The organism is Acinetobacter sp. YH01011, from assembly GCF_013420785.1.
Lineage (GTDB): Bacteria > Pseudomonadota > Gammaproteobacteria > Pseudomonadales > Moraxellaceae > Acinetobacter > Acinetobacter towneri.
Genome location: NZ_VOYG01000020.1, coordinates 1 through 19,632, shown reverse-complemented (window position 1 = coordinate 19,632; position 19,632 = coordinate 1). Strand labels below are relative to the sequence as shown.

The 19,632-nt window shown below is 42.2% G+C and carries 21 protein-coding genes; 17 read left to right on the top strand and 4 right to left on the bottom strand.

The genetic code is table 11. The features are described from left to right. Positions 1 to 143 precede the first annotated feature (143 nt). Together FTT78_RS12320 and FTT78_RS12315 are read left to right on the top strand one after the other, a co-directional pair. Positions 144 to 1,247: a YjgN family protein gene (locus tag FTT78_RS12320; RefSeq protein ID WP_180044426.1), complete on the top strand. Its 1,104-nt coding sequence runs from the start codon at positions 144 to 146 to the stop codon at positions 1,245 to 1,247. A gap of 14 nt (positions 1,248 to 1,261) precedes the next feature. Beyond that, on the top strand, positions 1,262 to 2,293 hold the full coding sequence (locus FTT78_RS12315) for a M48 family metallopeptidase (RefSeq protein ID WP_180044428.1): 1,032 nt from the start codon (positions 1,262 to 1,264) through the stop codon (positions 2,291 to 2,293). A gap of 10 nt (positions 2,294 to 2,303) precedes the next feature. Here the strand turns inward: FTT78_RS12315 and FTT78_RS12310 are convergent, their stop codons facing one another. Continuing rightward, a complete protein-coding gene (locus FTT78_RS12310; RefSeq protein ID WP_026438437.1) occupies positions 2,304 to 2,585 on the bottom strand; it encodes a DUF2218 domain-containing protein in 282 nt (93 codons plus the stop codon). Positions 2,586 to 2,813: 228 nt separating this feature from the next. Between FTT78_RS12310 and rpe the strand changes: the two genes are divergently transcribed. From rpe to FTT78_RS12270, 8 genes are all read left to right on the top strand, one after another. Continuing rightward, on the top strand, positions 2,814 to 3,500 hold the full coding sequence (gene rpe, locus FTT78_RS12305) for a ribulose-phosphate 3-epimerase (RefSeq protein WP_004975246.1): 687 nt from the start codon (positions 2,814 to 2,816) through the stop codon (positions 3,498 to 3,500). Positions 3,501 to 3,926: 426 nt separating this feature from the next. Beyond that, a complete protein-coding gene (locus FTT78_RS12300; protein ID WP_257234791.1) occupies positions 3,927 to 4,448 on the top strand; it encodes a hypothetical protein in 522 nt (173 codons plus the stop codon). 45 nt (positions 4,449 to 4,493) lie between these two features. Continuing rightward, positions 4,494 to 6,461 carry a multicopper oxidase domain-containing protein gene (locus FTT78_RS12295; RefSeq protein WP_179990897.1) on the top strand — a complete coding sequence of 656 codons (1,968 nt, stop codon included), beginning with the start codon at positions 4,494 to 4,496 and terminating at the stop codon, positions 6,459 to 6,461. After that, positions 6,448 to 7,392: a copper resistance protein B gene (locus FTT78_RS12290; protein WP_180044430.1), complete on the top strand. Its 945-nt coding sequence runs from the start codon at positions 6,448 to 6,450 to the stop codon at positions 7,390 to 7,392. Before FTT78_RS12295 ends, FTT78_RS12290 begins: the two co-directional genes overlap by 14 nt. A 122-nt stretch (positions 7,393 to 7,514) precedes the next feature. Beyond that, positions 7,515 to 8,576: a cation transporter gene (locus tag FTT78_RS12285; protein ID WP_004975253.1), complete on the top strand. Its 1,062-nt coding sequence runs from the start codon at positions 7,515 to 7,517 to the stop codon at positions 8,574 to 8,576. Between the two features lie 146 nt (positions 8,577 to 8,722). Further along, positions 8,723 to 9,040: a quaternary ammonium compound efflux SMR transporter SugE gene (gene sugE, locus FTT78_RS12280; RefSeq protein WP_004975255.1), complete on the top strand. Its 318-nt coding sequence runs from the start codon at positions 8,723 to 8,725 to the stop codon at positions 9,038 to 9,040. A 95-nt stretch (positions 9,041 to 9,135) separates the two neighbouring features. Next, the gene (locus tag FTT78_RS12275; RefSeq protein ID WP_004975257.1) at positions 9,136 to 9,627 is read left to right on the top strand and encodes a methylated-DNA--[protein]-cysteine S-methyltransferase; all 492 of its coding nucleotides are present in this window, start codon (positions 9,136 to 9,138) and stop codon (positions 9,625 to 9,627) included. A 51-nt stretch (positions 9,628 to 9,678) separates the two neighbouring features. After that, positions 9,679 to 10,317, top strand: a complete 639-nt coding sequence (locus FTT78_RS12270; protein WP_179990310.1) for a nuclease-related domain-containing protein — start codon at positions 9,679 to 9,681, stop codon at positions 10,315 to 10,317. 63 nt (positions 10,318 to 10,380) lie between these two features. On the opposite strand, the gene FTT78_RS12265 is transcribed toward FTT78_RS12270, so the two are convergent. Further along, the gene (locus FTT78_RS12265) at positions 10,381 to 11,148 is read right to left on the bottom strand and encodes a hydroxymethylpyrimidine/phosphomethylpyrimidine kinase (RefSeq protein ID WP_167846215.1); all 768 of its coding nucleotides are present in this window, start codon (positions 11,146 to 11,148) and stop codon (positions 10,381 to 10,383) included. Positions 11,149 to 11,236: 88 nt separating this feature from the next. Here FTT78_RS12265 and FTT78_RS12260 point away from each other — a divergent pair, with 88 nt between their 5' ends. Continuing rightward, positions 11,237 to 11,896, top strand: coding sequence for an HAD-IA family hydrolase (locus tag FTT78_RS12260; protein WP_019837216.1), 660 nt, complete (start codon positions 11,237 to 11,239; stop codon positions 11,894 to 11,896). A gap of 106 nt (positions 11,897 to 12,002) precedes the next feature. Next, entirely contained in the window at positions 12,003 to 12,350 is a 348-nt protein-coding gene (locus FTT78_RS12255) for a hypothetical protein (protein WP_004975264.1), read from the top strand. A 117-nt stretch (positions 12,351 to 12,467) separates the two neighbouring features. On the opposite strand, the gene hemJ is transcribed toward FTT78_RS12255, so the two are convergent. Together hemJ and FTT78_RS12245 are read right to left on the bottom strand one after the other, a co-directional pair. Beyond that, on the bottom strand, positions 12,468 to 12,920 hold the full coding sequence (hemJ, locus tag FTT78_RS12250) for a protoporphyrinogen oxidase HemJ (protein WP_004975266.1): 453 nt from the start codon (positions 12,918 to 12,920) through the stop codon (positions 12,468 to 12,470). An 18-nt stretch (positions 12,921 to 12,938) separates the two neighbouring features. Next, positions 12,939 to 14,168, bottom strand: a complete 1,230-nt coding sequence (locus FTT78_RS12245) for a beta-ketoacyl synthase N-terminal-like domain-containing protein (protein WP_004975268.1) — start codon at positions 14,166 to 14,168, stop codon at positions 12,939 to 12,941. Between the two features lie 284 nt (positions 14,169 to 14,452). Between FTT78_RS12245 and FTT78_RS12240 the strand changes: the two genes are divergently transcribed. The 5 genes from FTT78_RS12240 to FTT78_RS12220 all read left to right on the top strand — a co-directional run. Then, positions 14,453 to 15,961, top strand: coding sequence for an EcsC family protein (locus FTT78_RS12240; protein WP_179990308.1), 1,509 nt, complete (start codon positions 14,453 to 14,455; stop codon positions 15,959 to 15,961). A 139-nt stretch (positions 15,962 to 16,100) separates the two neighbouring features. Beyond that, positions 16,101 to 16,475 carry a 30S ribosomal protein S12 gene (gene rpsL / locus FTT78_RS12235; RefSeq protein WP_000246374.1) on the top strand — a complete coding sequence of 125 codons (375 nt, stop codon included), beginning with the start codon at positions 16,101 to 16,103 and terminating at the stop codon, positions 16,473 to 16,475. Positions 16,476 to 16,654: 179 nt separating this feature from the next. Then, on the top strand, positions 16,655 to 17,125 hold the full coding sequence (gene rpsG / locus FTT78_RS12230) for a 30S ribosomal protein S7 (RefSeq protein ID WP_004975277.1): 471 nt from the start codon (positions 16,655 to 16,657) through the stop codon (positions 17,123 to 17,125). Between the two features lie 131 nt (positions 17,126 to 17,256). Beyond that, complete coding sequence (fusA, locus tag FTT78_RS12225; protein WP_004975278.1) at positions 17,257 to 19,392, top strand: elongation factor G; 2,136 nt, start codon at positions 17,257 to 17,259, stop codon at positions 19,390 to 19,392. Positions 19,393 to 19,487: 95 nt separating this feature from the next. Beyond that, positions 19,488 to 19,632, top strand: a 145-nt coding sequence (locus FTT78_RS12220; RefSeq protein ID WP_257218308.1) for a GTP-binding protein, incomplete at its 3' end; no start/stop codon positions are given.

The following is a 19,632-nucleotide window of genomic DNA, read 5'->3' as shown; positions in this document are numbered from 1 at the left end:
ATTTTTAAACTTTTCTAGGCAAGTTGTTCACTTTTTATTAGAATGTTGAAGACTTGCTTTTTTACCATTTGGAAACATTGCTCATTTGGGTTTGAGTGTCTGGGTAAAATAACGACCGCACAATAAAATAAATAAGGCATCACATGCACAATTCAGAATGGGATTCACCACAACAAGCAACGCCATCTTCCCCGTTTTTTCCAGTGGAACCGACAACGCCACCCGCACGGAATCCATTACTTGGACGGATTCATCATTTTCAGTTTCATGGTAGTGCCTCAGAGTATTTTGGTATTTGGATTGTCAATATTTTGTTGATGATCGTGACCTTTGGGCTGTATGCACCGTGGGCAAAAGTACGTCGTTTGCGCTATTTTTATGGCAATACCGAATTAATCAAACGTCGTTTTGATTTTACAGGCATCCCACATAAAATTTTATTGGGACGTTTAATTGCCATTGGAATTTATGTTGCGATCTCGGTGGTTTCCAATTATTCAGTCAAAGCCATGGTTATTGGCGTGGTGGCTTTATATTTGGCTGTGCCGTGGTTGATTCGAGCGACCATCCGTTTCAAGGCGCGAAATAGTAAATTTGGCAATGCGCGTTTTTATTTTTCAGGCAGTAACAAAGAAGCCTATTGGGTATTTCTAAAATGTATCGTAATTAATTTGTTTACTTTGGGCTTATTTTTTCCTGTGTTGGTGTGGATGTATAAGCGTTATTGCCTAGACCATTTATATGCAGGACAGCTTAAATTTAAACTAAAAGCAGACTGGCCAGCATATATGCGCGCAATGTATATGCCTATTTTTTTGTTCTTTGGCATTTTGCTTGCTGTCGGGATAATGTTGACTTTGGCAGGACAGTTGAGTCGTAATCCTGCGCAGTTGGTTTGGTTATTTTTAGCGGTTTATCTGTTGGGGATATTTTTAATTTGGCCACTAATGTCGGCGCGAATTTTTATCACCACATGGAACAATACCAGTATCAGTCGTAGTGAATTTCAGACCGATTGCGGACAGTGGCACTATACTTGGATTGTGGTGACCAATTGGATTGTGAAAGTTCTGAGTTTGGGTTTAATGACCCCATGGGCAGCCATTCGTTTATATCGCTATCAGGTTGAGTCTTTAAGTCTACATTTAAAAAATGATCCAGATTTGATGATCAATAAACTGCAAGCTGAACATAGCGCACTTGCAGAAGAACTCAGTGATATTTTTGATATTGATGTATCGCTGTAAGCTAGGAGAAGAAGATGGCAGCACAGATCGTGGATGTGGTGTTTTATGATGGTGTAGTGTCTAAACCATGGGCTGCCAAAATCTCTCCTATAGATGCTCAGTCGGTACTTATTCGTTATGGTGAAAATTTACAGCAACAACGACACTATCATTATCAAGACATGATGTTGGTGGGCGCACTAGGTAAAATTCAACCTGTCATTGAACTTAAAGACGATGCACGTATTGAATTTTCCGAAGCCTTGCCTGAATGGTTTCAACTGCGAAATAAACAGGTGCAGCATTCTATTTGGAAATTGGAACGTACGCCAAGCCTAATTGTATTTAGTCTGGTTTTTGTGTTGTTGATGGTATTTGCCACAGTGCAATGGGGCATCCCAAGTGCATCCAAATACGTTGCTTTTCAGTTACCTGCGAATACCTTAAAGCAAATTGGTGATGAAGCAGAGCGTTATATCTTAGACATGACAGCGCCAAGCCAACTGCCCGCAGCGCGTCAGCAGAAAATTCTAACAGATTATCGACAGCTTATTGCAGGAGATACACGTGCCAAAGTGCTGTTTCGACAAGGTGATCGCTTAGGCGCGAATGCTCTGGCAATTCCGAATAACACCATTATTTTGACCGATGAATTGGTGGAATTGGCGGAGAATGATCAGGAAATCATTGGCGTGTTGGCACATGAACAAGGGCATTTGGTAGAACGACACAGCTTGCAACAGGCTTTATCGAGCTTAGGGTTTAGTATTATTTTGCTCGCGATTACAGGAGATGGTACAGATTTAGTTTCGACCTTGCCTGTGGCGCTCGTGGGGGCAAATTATTCACGTAATTTTGAATCTGAAGCAGATTATTATGCTTTAAATACGATGCATGCTCAGGGCATTCCAACCATTCATTTTGCCCATTTTCTGGAGCGTTTGGCAGAAGATGCAGGTGAAGACACCGCCAAAAGCCCTTTGGATTTTTTACAAAGCCATCCTGCAACACAAAAACGTATTCAAGCGGTTAAGGATTTTGAACAAACGCAGCGTTTAGCGCCTTAACATGAAACAGTTAGTACCGTTGCCAAACCGCGCTCAATTCTGTTTGTCCCATACGACTTAAATGATCAAGCACGACTTGTTCGAGGTAACTTAAATCTGTTTCAGTATTTTTTACCTGAATTTCAACTACAAGCTCATGTGTTTGGGGTATAAGTAGAATTGTGGCACTTGGCATCATAATTTGGTATTGGGTTGCGCTTTCTGCAACGTCAAATTTATGTTTCCAGTGGTTGAGTAGACGCTTGGCAATACGGCTTGCTTGCGTTGTTTGAATATGGGCAGAACTGTTCATCATCTGTTGAAACCAGCATTTTGTTCAAATGAGTAAAGACCTTTACTATACAAAGCCAGACTGAAAGAACAGTGGAGTGCTGCAACAGAGCGTTGCGGAGATAGAATTATCAAATTGGCTGATCGACCTGAATCATCGAACTGAATGATCCAATCGTAACAGAATCCACCACACCAAGCAGTCTTTGCTATAATGCGCCACAATCCCAATATTTAGCTAGGTTCTCCCATGTCCAAGCCTTATTTAATTGCGCCGTCTATCTTATCTGCAGATTTTGCTCGTCTAGGCGAAGAAGTGGAAAATGTACTTCAGGCAGGTGCCGATGTGGTGCATTTTGATGTGATGGATAATCACTATGTACCGAATTTAACTTTCGGTGCAGGTGTATGTAAGGCATTGAAAAACTATGGTATTACTGCACCAATTGATGTGCACTTAATGGTAAAACCTGTAGACCGCATGATTGGTGATTTTCTAGAAGCGGGCGCAGACATTATCACGTTCCATCCTGAAGCTTCAGAGCATATTGATCGTTCATTGCAACTGATTAAATCGGGCGGGGCAAAAGCGGGTTTGGTATTTAACCCTGCTACACCGCTGCATTATTTAGATTATGTACTTGATAAAGTTGATCAGATTTTACTCATGAGTGTGAACCCTGGTTTTGGTGGGCAAAAATTCATTCCAATGACTTTAGAGAAATTACGTCAGGCACGTCAAATCATTGATGCTTCAGGTCGTGATATCCGTTTAGAAGTCGATGGTGGTGTGGGACCTGCCAATATTCGTGAAATTGCAGAAGCGGGCGCAGATATGTTTGTTGCAGGCTCAGCAATTTTTGGCAAGCCAGACTATAAAACGGTGATTGATGAAATGCGTGCTGAATTGGCAAAAGTTGGCGCAGTCGAAGTATAAATTTCTACAATCACAAGTGCTTATGCTGTGGATAACTTTGTAGATAACCGTATGGATATCTATGTTGATAACACTATGGATAAGCCGATTAATTTATAAACATTTGTACATCAATTGTTTATGACTTATACAAAATAAGTATAAAAAGGATTCAATCGAATCCTTTTTGTTTATTTTAAATACACTGAATTTATTGAGTATTTACTCAGTTAATTATAAAAATAAGTTGCTTAATATATAACTTGATTGTTTTAGTTGGCTTTTAAATCGCACGGATTCACTCTGTTTTTCAATGCAGAAGATATTGTGTATAAGTGGGGCTTGAATTATATTGAGTGCATTGTAGATTGTGGATTGTACTTGGCAAAAATGTTCAATTCTTGTGCAAGTTCAGGTCTGCATCTTTCATACTCAGGAATTTATTTAGTGCTGACTCAACCCTACAAACAAATGTGGTTTGTTGTCCTGATGGCATTTGTCATAGGGTGGAGTGGTATTGTTAGTGCTGCGGTAAAACCTGCACATGATTGGATGATGTCAAATCAGGCAGCAGGGTCTGAGATTCGACATTCTGCAACCGCAGCGAGTGAAATGACATCTTTACCAGATTGTCATACCACAGCTTTACAAACGTATCCTGAAACCAAGCAGCATATATCTGGGCATGATGCCAAGGCCAACCATCATCTCAGTCAGCACACATCCGCAACGGATACCGATTTAAATGCGGCAGATTGTTATGGCTCGGCTGATTTTTCTACTGCAAAGATGAATTGTCAGGACTGTGCGCAGTTGCATTGTCAAAGCTTAAACAGTGTGTTGAATGTGCAAGTCCCTGAACTGATTCAACCTGTAGCACTTTCATCTGTCAATATTCTGTTGCCTGCTTATCAAGCTCAACATTTACTTGGGCATTGGCAGCAAATTTTACGTCCACCCAAAGCTTAATCCTGAATTCAAAACACTTTTACGTTTTATTTTAAGGATTAAGTCATGTCTAAATTTTATCAGCCTGCGCTGTTTTTAACAGTCTGTGCATTGTGTTCGAGTTCTGCATTTGCTGCGGTCAAGGAATATCACCTGACCATTGCAGAACAAACGGTCAATATCACGGGAAAACCTGTTCAACGTATTACAGTCAATGGACAATTTCCCGCGCCTGCACTCGAATTTGAAGAAGGCGATGAGGCGGTAATTCACGTTAATAATCAATTAAAAAATCAGGACTCATCTATTCACTGGCATGGTTTATTGTTGCCCGGTTTGATGGATGGTGTGCCTGGATTTAATGGTTTTCAAGGGATTAAGCCACAAGGACATTTTGTTTATCAATTTAAAGTACGTCAAAGTGGTACCTATTGGTATCACGCACATTCCAAAGGTCAGGAACAAGATGGTCTATACGGCTCTTTGGTGATTCATCCTAAAGCCAAGCCAGCCGTAAACGCACATGAATACACAGATCGTGATTATGTGGTGATGCTGTCAGATTTTCATGAAAAATCTAGCAATCAAATTCAGAAAGATTTAAAAATTTCAGCCGAGTTTTATCAAAATCAGCGTGAAACCTTAGGTGATGTTTGGCGTCAAGTACAGCGTGATGGGCTAAAAGCCACATGGTCAGACCGCAAAATGTGGAATCAGATGCGCATGCTGAAAACCGACCTTTCCGATGTCACAGGCTATACTTTTTTAATGAATGGCAAGACACCTGAACAGAACTGGACAGGTGTATTTAAGCCAAATGAAAAAGTGCGTTTACGTTTTATCAATGCCTCTGCCATGTCGTTTTATGATGTGCGGATTCCAAACTTAAAAATGACAGTGGTCAGTGCCGATGGTCAGCCAGTCAAACCTGTTACTGTGGATGAATTTCGTATCGGCACTGCAGAAACCTACGATGTGATTGTTGAACCTCAAGCAGCGCATTATCAAATTGAAGCGGAATCAATAGACCGCTCAGGTTTTGCTGTGGGTAGCTTGCAGAGTGAACTTCATTCTGCAACATCAAATCTACAGCTCCCTGCAGCGCGCCCGCGTGCTTTACTCACCATGCAAGATATGGGGCATGCTACAGAGCATTCAGGCGATGATCATTCCAAGATGAACCATGCAACGATGTCTGAAATGGATCACTCAAAAATGAATCATGCAGCGATGTCTGAAATGGATCATTCCAAAATGAACCATGCAGCGATGTCGGATATGGATCATTCCAAGATGAACCATGCAGCGATGTCGGAAATGGATCATTCCAAGATGAACCATGCAGCAATGTCGGAGATGGATCATTCCAAGATGAATCATGCAGCGATGTCGGAAATGGATCATTCCAAGATGAACCATGCAACAATGTCTGAAAATACGCATACACAACATGGCATGCCTTCAACAGAACACAAAAATGCGGTGGTATATGGATGGGCAAATGCTTCTACACCCGCGGGGCATAAAGCCTTGCACTATGAAGATTTGAAATCGCTGCAGCCACAAGCAGATACACGTGAACCAAGCAGTGAATTGGTCGTGCGTTTAGGCGGTACGATGGAGCGTTATATCTGGACAATCAACGGTAAGAAATTTAGTGATGCCACACCACTCAAGGTGAAATATGGTGAGCGTATTCGGATTAAATTTATCAATGACAGCATGATGGCACATCCAATGCATTTACATGGCATGTTTATGCAGTTGGAAAATGGTCAAACGGCAGCAGAAATGCCGAATAAACACACCTTAATTGTGCCGCCAGGTCAAACTGTAACTGCACTGCTTACTGCAGATGAATTAGGTGAATGGGCAATACATTGTCATTTGCTCTATCACATGAGCGCGGGAATGATGAATAAATTGATTGTAGCGCAGGTGAGTGAAAATGAACCGCTTTCAACCACAGCAATTCAAGCCACTCAAACCCCTTCAGCGACAGCGCAAAAAGGAGCAGCACATGCACAACATTAATCTTTTTGCGAAAACAGTTTTAAGTATTTCTGTCTGCTGCATCAGTACAGTTGGGCTAGCAGCGACAGAGGTGCATAGTGCACATGCCAGTTCAGCAGAGATTGCAACAATTGCAGCTCAGGCTGATACTCAATCGCATCAATCGCATCAATCGCATCAATCGCATCAATCGCATCAATCGCATCAATCGCATCAATCGCATCAATCGCATCAATCGCATCAATCCGATTCGTCCGTGCAAGAGTCGCAGTCACACGATCATCGTAAAGAACATGGTGCGCAGGTGTACGCGGTGAGCACTTTAGATACGCAATGGCAAGTGAATGATCATGCCGAGGGAGTGCTCAAATCTAAATTACAAACTCGTATCGGAACTGATGAAAACAAGTTGTTTGTGAAAATTCATAGCGATAAGCAAGAGTCACAAGCGACTGAATATGATGCCAAGTTGTTATACAGTCGTATGATTTCAGATTTTTGGGATGTGCAAGCAGGTGTGCGTTATCGACACGAAGTGAATCAGCAAGAGCATCAAACAGACCGAGAAGATAAGTTTGACGCTGTGTTTGGCTTACATGGTTTAGCTCCATATTTTTTTGAAACCGATGCTTATTTTTATTTGGGTGAGGATCAATATGCGGCTTTGAGTTTGGAAACCACACGGGATCTGTTATTGACTCAGAAATTGATCGCACAGCCTTATTTAGATGTAGATGTTATTCTGCAGGATGATGCCAAATATGCGAAAAAAACAGGACTCAACCGCGCAGCTGTGGGTGTGGAAATGCGTTATGAAATCAGCAAGAACATCATGCCGTATATCAGTGCAGGTTATGAGTATACGAAAGGTGATCAACACACTGATTGGCAGTCTGCAACCGATTCCGAGCAGAGCGGCTTATATGCGATAGGCTTGCGTTTCAGGTTTTAATGATTAGGGGTATTTATCAATGATTAAGTCAATGGATCGTTGCTGCTTCTAAATAGAATAGATTGTCCCTAAATACATAGGCTTGGTTTATACTGAGCCTATTGTATTTTTGGGTGTGGCGTATGTCTTCATCAACTCAAGATCCTCAATCGAATCAAGATAAAAACTTAGAAAACCAAAATCTAAACAATACTGGCTGTGGTTGTGATACGCAAAAAAATGTAAACCAGCCTTGTGCAACTGCGCCTACACACTCCAAGTCATGTGGCGATACAGGCTGTGGTTCGTCTTGCGATACAGAAAAAAGCTGTGCTGATCAAAATAGCTGTACATCTGCAACGACTGCCAAGGCAGATAAAGCAACAATTTTGGATTCGGAACTTTTGAGTCCGTGGGTGAGTGCATACCATATTCCTAAAATGGATTGTGGCGCAGAAGAACAAATGGTGCGGATTGCTTTGGCAGATCATAATGATATTGCAGCCTTGTCTTTTGATTCACCTGCACGACTTTTAAAGGTTTATCACAGCAACCAATCTGCCACAGAAATTACCCATAAATTAGAAGCATTGGGTTTGGGTGCTGTGTTGCAACAGACTGAAGCCAATACACAAACTGAACTGCCTGTATCTAACAGCGCTGCACAACAAAAAGTGCTATATGCCTTGCTTGGTATTAATGCCGCTATGTTTTTGGTGGAATTAATTGCAGGTTTAATTGCATCTTCGACTGGGTTAATTGCTGACTCCTTAGATATGTTTGCCGATGCCGCCGTGTATGGTTTGGCTTTATTTGTCGTGGGTCAATCCGCCAAGAAACAGCTCAAAGCTGCACATTTGTCTGGTTGGGTACAACTGGGTTTGGCTGCACTGGTTATCTTTGATGTCCTGCGCCGTTTCTTCTTAGGCAGTGAGCCTGAATCCATGTTGATGATGGTCATTGGTGCTGTGGCATTGCTGGCAAACGTCACCTGTTTATGGCTAATTTCAGGGCATAAAGATGGTGGAACCCACATGCAAGCCAGTTATATTTTTTCCGCCAATGATGTGATTGTGAATTTAGGTGTGATTATCGCGGGCGGTTTGGTGATGCTGACAGGGTCGAATTATCCAGACCTGATTATTGGCTTAGTTGTGGCCATGTTTGTATTGAATGGTGCGCGCAAAATTTTAAGTTTAAAATAGACGGATCATCGCTGCGCGGTGGCTTAAATTGCAACAGGAGGAACGACCTCCCTTGTTTGGGTTTTTAGAAATAGTCAAAGTGACTGAACACTCGACAAGAAAAATCTTCAGGACGGCCTGATTTCATGCTATTGAAGGAGGGCGTTATGGCCTGGATGATGTTGATATTGGCGGGTATTTTTGAAGTGGTTTGGGCATACTCCATGAAGTTGTCTGACGGCTTTAGTAAATTAACGCCCAGTATCGTGACTATCTTTTTTATGATTTTAAGTTTTGCGCTTTTGGCCTATGCCATGCGTACTTTGCCATTAGGCACGGCTTATACGATTTGGACAGGTATAGGCGCAGTCGGTTCATTTTTAGTCGGTATTTTTGTTTTAGGCGAACCTGCCAGTGCTATGCGTATGTTGGCTGCAGTTCTGATTATTTCAGGTTTGGTGCTTATGAAAATTTCATCCAGCTAACTTGGAATGCAGTCTTTTAGTGTGTGCTCAATAACAGATCGGTTTGAGTTAAAAACAGGATGACCTGATACCCAACCTGCTTGAGGAGAAAAATAATGCAATTGGCATTTACTGAAATGGACACTCCTGTAGGCGTGCTTAAATTGGTGGCTCACGATCACGCATTGGTTGCGGTAATGTGGGATAACGAAGATCATAAACGGGTACGTTTAGCCAGTTTAGTTCGACAAGATGATCATCCAATTTTGCTCAAAACTCAGCAGCAACTCCAAGAGTATTTTGCAGGTCAGCGTCAGCAATTTGATGTGCCTCTTGATTTTGAAGGCACTGAATTTCAGAAGAAAGTCTGGCAGGCGTTATTAAGCATTCCTTTTGGGGAAACTCGTAGTTATAAGCAAATTGCCGAACAAGTTGGTAGTGAGAATGCGATGCGTGCCGTAGGGGCGGCAAATGGCAAAAATCCAATTTCGATTATTGCACCGTGTCATCGGGTGGTGGGTGCAAGTGGAAAATTGGTGGGCTTTGCAGGCGGGTTGGATAATAAAGCGATTTTGTTAAAGTTAGAATCTTCAACTTCAAAAGTTTAAATGACTGAGATTCAACAACAATTTTGATCAAAATAAAATAGAGCAGGGGAAATGTTAAAAACATTATTGTTGCAGTTTTGGTGGCTTATTCTGCTTGTTGCAGGTGTAGGGCTGATCAAAATTTTCAAACCTTTTCTAAAGGGAAAGGTGGGGGAACTCGCAGTAAGTACGCATGTGAAGTTGTATTTAGATGAACGTTATATCTTGTTGAATGATGTAACTTTGCCTGATGAATCCACAGGAACAACCCAAATAGATCATATTTTATTGAGTCCTTTTGGGGTTTTTGTGATTGAAACAAAAAACTATAAAGGCTGGATTTTTGGTGGAGAACGCCAAAAAGTATGGACACAAAAAATTTATAAAAAGACCTACAAGTTTCAAAATCCTGTCTATCAGAACTATAAGCATATAAAAGTTTTGGAATCAGTATTGAGCGATATTGTCGAGCCTGAATATCTGCATTCTGTGATTGTATTTATGCCAGACTGTGAGTTTAAGACCTCTTTGCCCAACAATGTTTTTAAAGGCAGTGCATGGGTTGAGTATGTCAAAGGTTTTCGGCATGAAGTCATTTCACCGATGAAACTGAAACGTATTCAGCTGAGAATTGAAAAAGAACTACTTGATAAGTCTTGGAAAACCAATCGTCAACATGTCGAAAATTTGAAACAACGGCACGAACGTTAAAAAGTTGCAATGAAAAACCCTGATACAAGGTGATCAGGGTTTGAAGGAGTTGAACGATAAGCACTAAAACCTTTTCGGAATTTTCTGTCCGTTCGGTACAGGCGTTTCCGCATATTTAAGCACACCAAACAACCAAGTTTCAGCATGTTGTACCGCTTGTTTCAGTTGATCTCCCATTGCCAAGCGCCCTGCAATAAAGCTCGCCAATGAACAGCCTGAACCGTGATATTCACCTTCAAGCCGTGGACAGCGGGTTTCTGAAACCATTTCATTGTTAATATACAGTGCATTACGAATATGATCAGGGGTATCTTCATGCCCACCTTTGACCAAAACGGCCTGCGCGCCCATTGCAAATAATTTAGCTGTTGCGCGTTCTAAATCATCTTCACCCGTTAAGGCACGTAATTCCACAGTATTTGGCGTGATTAAAGTCGCCAGTGGAATCAACTCGACAAATGCCTGAACCAAAGTCGCTTGATTACCTAAAGAACCACCACTATTGGCAACCAAAACAGGGTCAAGCACATATAAATAATCAGGATGTGCACGTAAAAAATCTGCCAGCGCTGCAATATTGTCAGTGGTGCCCAACATGCCCGACTTTACAACTTTAATGGGCAAATCATTCACCACCGCATTGGCTTGCGCCAATAACAATTCTTTAGACGTTGCTTTAAAGCCAAATACTTGCTGAGAGTTTTGAATGGTCAGTGCTGTGCAGGCAATCGCTGCATGTGCACCGCTATTGCCAACGGCTTCAATATCAGCCTGTAAACCAGCGCCACCCGAAGGGTCTAAACCAGAAAAACATAGTACTGTTGGTCGCACACACATATCCTTAATTGCTTCTATTTACGTTAGTATAGGCAACTTTGGAGTAACACTCGATAGTCATTTAGGCACATAGGCTGACATTGTGATAAAGAACCTTTTAATTGATTTAGATGGCACGCTGACCGACCCGAAAGAGGGCATTACCGCTTCTGCGCGTTATGGTTTGGCTAAGGTTGGACATCCTATTGCAGATACGGAAAATATTGATTGGATTATCGGGCCGCCCTTAAAAGCCTCTTTGGCAAAATTACTTCATGTAGATGTGCATGACGTATTGGCAGAGCAAGCCTTAGCAGGCTATCGAGAGCGTTTTGCTGCAACAGGCTTATTTGAAAATCATGTCTTTGAAGATGTTGCTGCAACATTGGCAGATTTAAAACAGCAAGGCTATCGACTGTTTTTAGCAACAGCCAAACCTGAAATTTATGCACGCCAAATTTTAGATCACTTCGATTTATTGCAATATTTTGAATATCCCTACGGTAGCGAACTAAATGGTGAGCGTACCAATAAAGCGGATTTAATTGCCTATATTTTGCAGCAAGAACAATTGCAACCTGAACAATGTTTAATGATTGGAGATCGTGAACACGATATTTTAGGTGCACGAGCCAATGGAGTCGATTGTGTTGCAGTCGAATACGGCTATGGTTCGGCTCAGGAGTTAGACTTGGCTGCACCAAAACATAGAATTCAGTGTTTTGCGCAAATTTTGTCGGTGCTTGAACAGTTATCTGGATGAGCGAGATGCTTACATCTGTTTGCATTTCTAGCGCAGTGTTATTGCAAAGATCGTGCTTCAATATTTAATTTGAATATTTAATTTTAATATTGAAAGAGGGTATGTGATGAAGATATTTAGTCAATCTATTGCAGTAGTAGCGGTTTCAATACTGATGACTGCATGTGCCAATCATGCTGCTACATCCACAACACCTACTGCGCAGGTCGAAATGTACACATCATTGCAACATCGACAGTGTGAGCCAGATTCAGGTTTAACCCTTACGGAAATTGTTCAGCGTTTACAGCAAGCACAGATTCAGGTGAAGCGGGCCAGTGTAGGTTCAGATGGGCGGATGTATGCACAGGTCTGTGGTGGTGCAGATGGAAAAATTGCTATTGTCACGATTCCTCAATCTCAGCAGAAACAAGCAGCGGCATTGGGCTTTCAGCCTTACTCACAAATACGTTGAATTAAAGCATAAGTGCTGTTTTTAGTTGTCACCCATAAAAAAACCTCAGTTCTTTGCACTGAGGTTTTTTTACAACCGAATCAGGTTGAGATGTCAGGATACTTGGCGTTTCAAATTTTAGAACTGTGGTTTTACCACGACTAAAATTACAATCGCTAATAGCAGCACAGTCGGCATTTCATTGAAGAATCGCCAGAACTTGTGTGATTTATAATGCGCATTGCCAATCAGTTTTTGGCGGTAATAGCCACAAACCAAATGGTAAATCACCAATAAACCGACCAATGCTACTTTCAGGTAAAACCATAACGCATCGTGGTAATTGCGGGTCGCATCGCCCCAATCTACCAAAAAGTGTGCCGTGATGAGGGTGGCAATCATAGACGGCCACATAATCCCTCGGTACAACTTGCGCTCCATGATTTCAAAACGCTGATGGCTCAGTGTATCTTCACTCATGGCATGGTAAACATATAAACGTGGTAAGTAGAACAATGCAGCGAACCAGCAAACCACGGCAATAATATGTAATGCTTTTACCCATAAAAAAGCATCAGAAGGTGCATCCATCGACTATCCTATAGGAGATTATTCATCCCACTTCTTGAAAATAAGGCAGGCATTTACACCGCCAAAACCAAAACTGTTACTCATCACAGTATTCAATTTTGTGTCGCGTTTTTCAAGTACGATATCAAATGCTTTCGCGCCTTCATCAAGTTCAGTGACGTTGATGTTTGGTGCAATGAAGTCGTTTTGCATCATCAAGACAGAATAAATTGCTTCTTGAACGCCTGCAGCACCCAAGCTGTGACCAGTCATTGACTTCGTTGAGCTAAGAGCAGGCACTTTACCTTCACCAAACGCACGTTCCATGGCTTTCAATTCAGTCACGTCACCTGCTGGAGTAGAAGTACCATGTGTGTTCACATAGTCAATTGCGTCTACACCGTGTTGTTTCGCTTCGTCTAAAGCCATCAAGATACAACGTGTTGCACCTTCACCGCTTGGTGCAACCATGTCTGCACCGTCAGAGTTTGCAGCATACGCAACCACTTCAGCTAAAATATTTGCACCACGTGCTTGTGCGTGTTCAAGTGATTCAAGAACCACGAAACCACCACCACCTGCAATGACGAAACCATCACGGTCTGCAGAGTACGGACGAGATGCTGTTTCTGGTGTGTCGTTGTATTTAGAACACAAAGCACCCATCGCATCAAACAATAAGCTTTGTGACCAGTGATCTTCTTCACCGCCACCTGCAAGCATTAAATCTTGTTTACCCAATTGAATTAGGTTGTAGGCATAACCAATTGCATCGGCAGAAGTTGCGCATGCACTGGTAATTGAGTGCGCGATACCTTGTAATTTGAACGCAACACCCAAGTTTGCCGTAATGGTGTTCGACATGTTACGTGGTACGAAGAACGGGCCAATTTTACGTGCGCCTTTTTCTTCAAGTAGCTCAATCATTTCTGCAACAGATGCAGTTGAGTTACCGCCTGAACCACCCGCGATACCGTAACGTGGGTTGCCTGCTAAATCTTCTTGCTTTAAGCCCGCATGTTCAATGGCATCTACTGCAGCGTTGTAAGCGTACATCGCACACACGCCCATAAAGCGTTTTAATTTACGGTCAATGTGGTTAAAGTTTTGTTCTGCTGCTGCACTTACGTGGCTTTTGAAATTAAGTTCAGCATAAGTTGGGTTGGAACGTGTCCCAGAAATACCGTTTTGTAAAGAATGAGTCACAGCTTCTAAAGTATTACCAATGCACGAGTTAATGCCCATGCCGGTGATTACAACACGTTTCATCTACAGATCCCTTTTATGGTGATAATGTTGAGCCGAACACCGTGACTGCCAAGCAATCGCTGATACGGTATGACTCATGTCTTACAATTGAGTTCATAATAGCAGAAAGAATTTTGAATTCTTATGGCAAATATGATGCCACTTTGCAGGGAAGATCAAACCGCAGTGAAGCGGCAAATGAGATGCAGGAAGCCAACCAAAAGATACACAATCATATTGAGATAAACTTAGACTACACCTAGTATCTACCCATAAATCATAGAAATTAAAAATGAGGAGTAAGAATGTCAGATTCCAAGAATAAACAATCAAGCGGATTCTTCTCGAATGCGATTGGGGTGGCTAAAAAGCTCAGCAGTACAGGCATCCATGTATTGCAGCAAGTTGCACCGGGTACTGTAGCGAAGGATGAGCACAGTGCAAAATCAGGGCAAATTATTGAAGGTCAGGCACGTAGTTTTAGTGCTTTTCAAGCGCGTCAGTATGACAATCCTCAACACATGCTCAGACAGCATGTGCCACAAGTTTCACGTCAGCTTTTAGGACGTCACTATAATCGCGTCAATCAGGTAGCGAGTTTTGTGTCGCCCGATTTTTCCGACAAAATTTCAGATTATTTATTTGATCAGCTGAATAGTTTTACCTCCAATATTAGCTCTGTTGATGATGTGCTTGATCAAGCAGGTGTGCGCGATTTAGAAGAATTGACTCAAGATGTAGATCGTTCTAAACGAATTAGTCAGGCACTCGCAGAACAAAATAAATGGATTGCATCACTGCAAGGCGCATTGACAGGTGCAACAGGAGTAATCGGTTCAACTATTGATGTGCCTGCATCTATTGTGATGTCTTTGCGTACCATTTATCAGGTGGGACGTGCATACGGTTTTGAACTGAACAAAGACACCGAGCAAGAAATTGTTCAGTTTATTTTTAAACAAATTGATTTAGGCGTCATTGCAGAAAAGCAAGCGGTACTGATGGGGCTAAAAACCTTATCCAATATGCTGCAAACTCATGATGTGCATCAATTACAAAATATGCTCGGTTCAAGCAATGATTATGAGGCATTAAAGAAATACTTCTTGAATGAGCAAGGTCAAGTCAAATGGCCGTGGTTGAATCATGTACCTAAGTTTTCCATGTTGAATAAACTCACGCCTGTAGCAACCGCATCGGTGAGTGCAGTATATAGCTGGAAATTGGTGGAAGATGTGCATCACAAGGCACAGCAAGTGTTTTCCAATGCCCGTAGCTATTTAATTCAGCATAAAGACAGCAATTTATCAGCCATTCATGCATATGAAAAATCGTTGGAATTGCTGGCACAGGCTGCGCCTAAACTCTTGGAGCAATTGAAGGGCAATGAAGCTAAACATGCGGAGCAAGATGAATTAGTAGCGGGGCAAGAGCGCGCGGAATCTGCGCCGTCAGATGCTTTAGTGCAAACCGTATCAGACCATGAAAGTATCCGAGCGGTAAAAGTGCAGAAAAAATCGGACAAAGTGGAAACAACTGCAGCACAGCTCGATGAAAATATTCAGCAAGGTCTAGAAGAATTGGCAGATCAAATGCTAGAGCCACATGCTGAAGTTGCACCGCAAAAACCTGCTGTACCTGCAGAAGAAATTGATGAATATAGGCTGGAAGATGCTTTAGAGCCTGTGGAAGATTCAACCCAAGTGGCTGAAACTGTTTCGGAAAATCCAGTAACATCAAGTACAGAAACTGCAAAGCAGGTTACAAAAAAGCCGAGAACTCGTACAAGTACTCGCAAGCCAAAAGCTGAATAAAAACAAGTGATAAGTAGAAATTTGGTTGGTATTTTAACTGCCTATGAAATATTGACCATTTTTCTATCTTCGCTTACAATTGCATGCCCTCAAAAAGTAGTATGTTTTTGGGGCTTTTTATTAACGGGAGAATTGCCACATGGCAACAACAAATCAGTTGATCCGTAAGGGTCGTACGACTTTGGTTGAAAAATCAAAAGTTCCTGCGTTGAAGGCTTGTCCACAACGTCGTGGTGTTTGTACACGTGTTTACACAACTACACCTAAAAAACCTAACTCAGCAATGCGTAAAGTTTGCCGTGTTCGCTTAACTTCAGGTTTTGAAGTTTCTAGCTACATCGGTGGTGAAGGTCACAACCTACAAGAGCACAGTGTTGTTCTTATCCGTGGTGGTCGTGTTAAAGACTTACCAGGTGTACGTTACCATACCGTTCGTGGTTCTTTAGACTGTGCTGGTGTGAAAGATCGTAACCAGTCACGTTCTAAATACGGTGCTAAACGTCCTAAGAAATAATCTTTTAAAGATTAAGCCCTTAGTTCGTAGAACTGCAATCCTTTATCGTCTCGCTTGTCTGATTTCTGCATTTAATTTTGTGAAATTCAAGCGACGTGTAGTAAGGCCAGCGAAATGCACACGACACTTTGTGCTACGGCTGGATCACCCTGAAGTGTCATATTTATAGGTAGTTTAAAATGCCAAGACGTCGCGTAGTCGCTGCTCGTGAAATCCTTCCGGATCCTAAATTCAGCAGCCAAACAATCGCTAAATTCATGAACCACGTAATGCAAGATGGTAAAAAATCTATTGCTGAAAGTATCGTTTACGGTGCTTTAGACCGCGTTCAAGAAAAATCTAAAGTAGACCCAGTTGAATTTTTTGAAGCTACGCTTGAAAAAGTTCGTCCAATGGTCGAAGTAAAAGCACGCCGTGTTGGTGGTGCTACTTATCAAGTTCCTATGGAAGTACGCCCATCCCGTCGTACTGCTTTAGCGATGCGTTGGTTGGTAGATGCTGCTGCTAAGCGTTCTGAAAAAACTATGGCGTTACGTCTTGCTGGCGAGTTGCTTGATGCATCTGAAGGTAAAGGCGCGGCGATCAAAAAACGTGAAGATGTGCACCGTATGGCTGAAGCCAACAAAGCCTTCTCTCACTACCGTTTCTAAGCGGATAAAACAGGCCCTAATCAGGAGGGTGATGAATCGGTTGTCACTGAATTGTCATCAAATCGCTTTAAGTTGCTAGGCAGCTTAAAGCGTCCTGTTTTAAACAACAAAATTTAGGAATGCTAGAAATCATGGCACGTCAAACCCCAATTTCTCGTTACCGTAACATTGGTATCTCTGCGCACATCGATGCGGGTAAAACAACAACTTCAGAACGTATTTTGTTCTATACAGGTGAAAGTCACAAACTTGGTGAAACTCACGAAGGTTCAGCAACAACTGACTGGATGGAACAAGAGCAAGAACGTGGTATTACTATTACCTCAGCAGCTGTAACATGCTTCTGGAAAGGTATGGGTAACCAATTTGACCAACACCGTATTAACGTAATTGACACCCCAGGACACGTTGACTTCACAATCGAAGTTGAGCGTTCTATGCGTGTTCTTGACGGTGCATGTATGGTTTACTGTGCTGTAGGTGGTGTACAACCTCAGTCTGAAACTGTATGGCGTCAAGCAAACAAATATAAAGTACCTCGTTTAGCGTTCGTGAACAAAATGGACCGTACAGGTGCAAACTTCTTTCGCGTTGTTGAACAAATGAAAACTCGCTTGGGTGCAAACCCAGTGCCTATCGTTGTTCCAGTGGGCGCAGAAGACACATTCACAGGTGTTGTTGACTTAATCGAAATGAAGTCAATCATCTGGGATGAAGCTTCACAAGGTATGAAGTTTGAATACGGTGAGATTCCAGCTGACCTTCAAGCAACTGCTGAAGAATGGCGTACTAACATGGTTGAAGCTGCTGCAGAAGCATCAGAAGAACTCATGGACAAGTACCTAGAAAATGGCGAACTTTCTAAAGAAGAAATCGTTGCTGGTTTACGTCAACGTACATTAGCGGGTGAAATTCAACCTGCAATGTGTGGTTCGGCGTTCAAAAACAAAGGTGTTCAACGTATGTTGGACGCAGTAATTGAATTCTTACCTGCACCAACTGACGTTGAAGCGATCAAAGGTATCTTAGACGACAAAGACGAAACTGAAGGTTCTCGTGAAGCGTCTGACGAAGCTCCTTTCGCAGCGTTAGCGTTCAAAATCATGAACGACAAATTCGTTGGTAACTTAACGTTCGTACGTGTTTACTCTGGTGTTCTTAAAGCGGGTAGCCCGGTTTATAACCCAGTGAAAATGAAGCGTGAGCGTATTGGTCGTATCGTACAGATGCACGCAAATGACCGTCACGACATCGAAGAAATTCGTGCAGGTGACATCGCAGCGTGTGTAGGTCTTAAAGATACAACCACTGGTGATACATTATGTGACGAAAACCACGTAATTACACTAGAGCGTATGGAATTCCCAGAGCCAGTAATTGCATTGGCTGTTGAACCTAAAACTAAAGCTGACCAAGAAAAAATGTCAGTTGCTTTAGGTCGCTTGGCGAAAGAAGATCCATCATTCCGCGTTCGTACAGACGAAGAATCTGGTCAAACGATCATTGCGGGTATGGGCGAGCTTCACCTTGACATCATCGTTGACCGTATGAAGCGTGAATTCAACGTAGAAGCGAACATTGGTAAACCAATGGTTGCATACCGCGAAACGATCAAAAAGACGATTGAGCAAGAAGGTAAATTCGTACGTCAAACTGGTGGTAAAGGTAAATTCGGTCACGTATTCGTACGTTTAGAGCCGCTTGATCCTGAAGCTGGTAAAGACTACGAATTCGCTGAAGAAGTTGTAGGTGGTGTAGTACCTAAAGAATTCTTCGGTGCAGTAGACAAAGGTATCCAAGAACGTATGAAGAATGGTGTCTTGGCTGGTTACCCAGTTGTAGGCATTAAAGCGACATTATTCGACGGTTCTTACCACGATGTCGACTCTGACGAATTATCGTTCAAAATGGCGGGTTCTTACGCATTCCGTGACGGTTTCATGAAAGCAGATCCTGTTCTTCTTGAGCCAATCATGAAAGTTGAAGTAGAAACTCCAGAAGACTACATGGGCGATATCATGGGTGACTTAAACCGTCGTCGTGGTATGGTTCAAGGTATGGACGACTTACCTGGTGGTACTAAAGCAATTCGTGCAGAAGTTCCACTTGCAGAGATGTTTGGTTACGCAACACACATGCGTTCTATGTCTCAAGGTCGTGCGACTTACTCTATGGAATTTGCTAAATATGCTGAAACTCCACGTAACGTGGCAGATGGCATCATTGCTAAATTCCAGTCTGGTGGTAAAAAAGGTGACGACGAGTAATCTTTCGATTACTATAAGCGCAAACTAATTCATAGTTAAAAAACCTAATGCTCATGGAGTGATCCTCCATGAGTTGTTTTAAAAAGGAAGATCTCATGGCTAAGGCTAAGTTCGAACGTAATAAGCCACACGTTAACGTGGGCACAATCGGTCACGTTGACCATGGTAAAACAACTTTAACAGCTGCGATTGCTACAGTATGTGCACGTAAGTTTGGTGGTGAAGCGAAAGATTACGCTG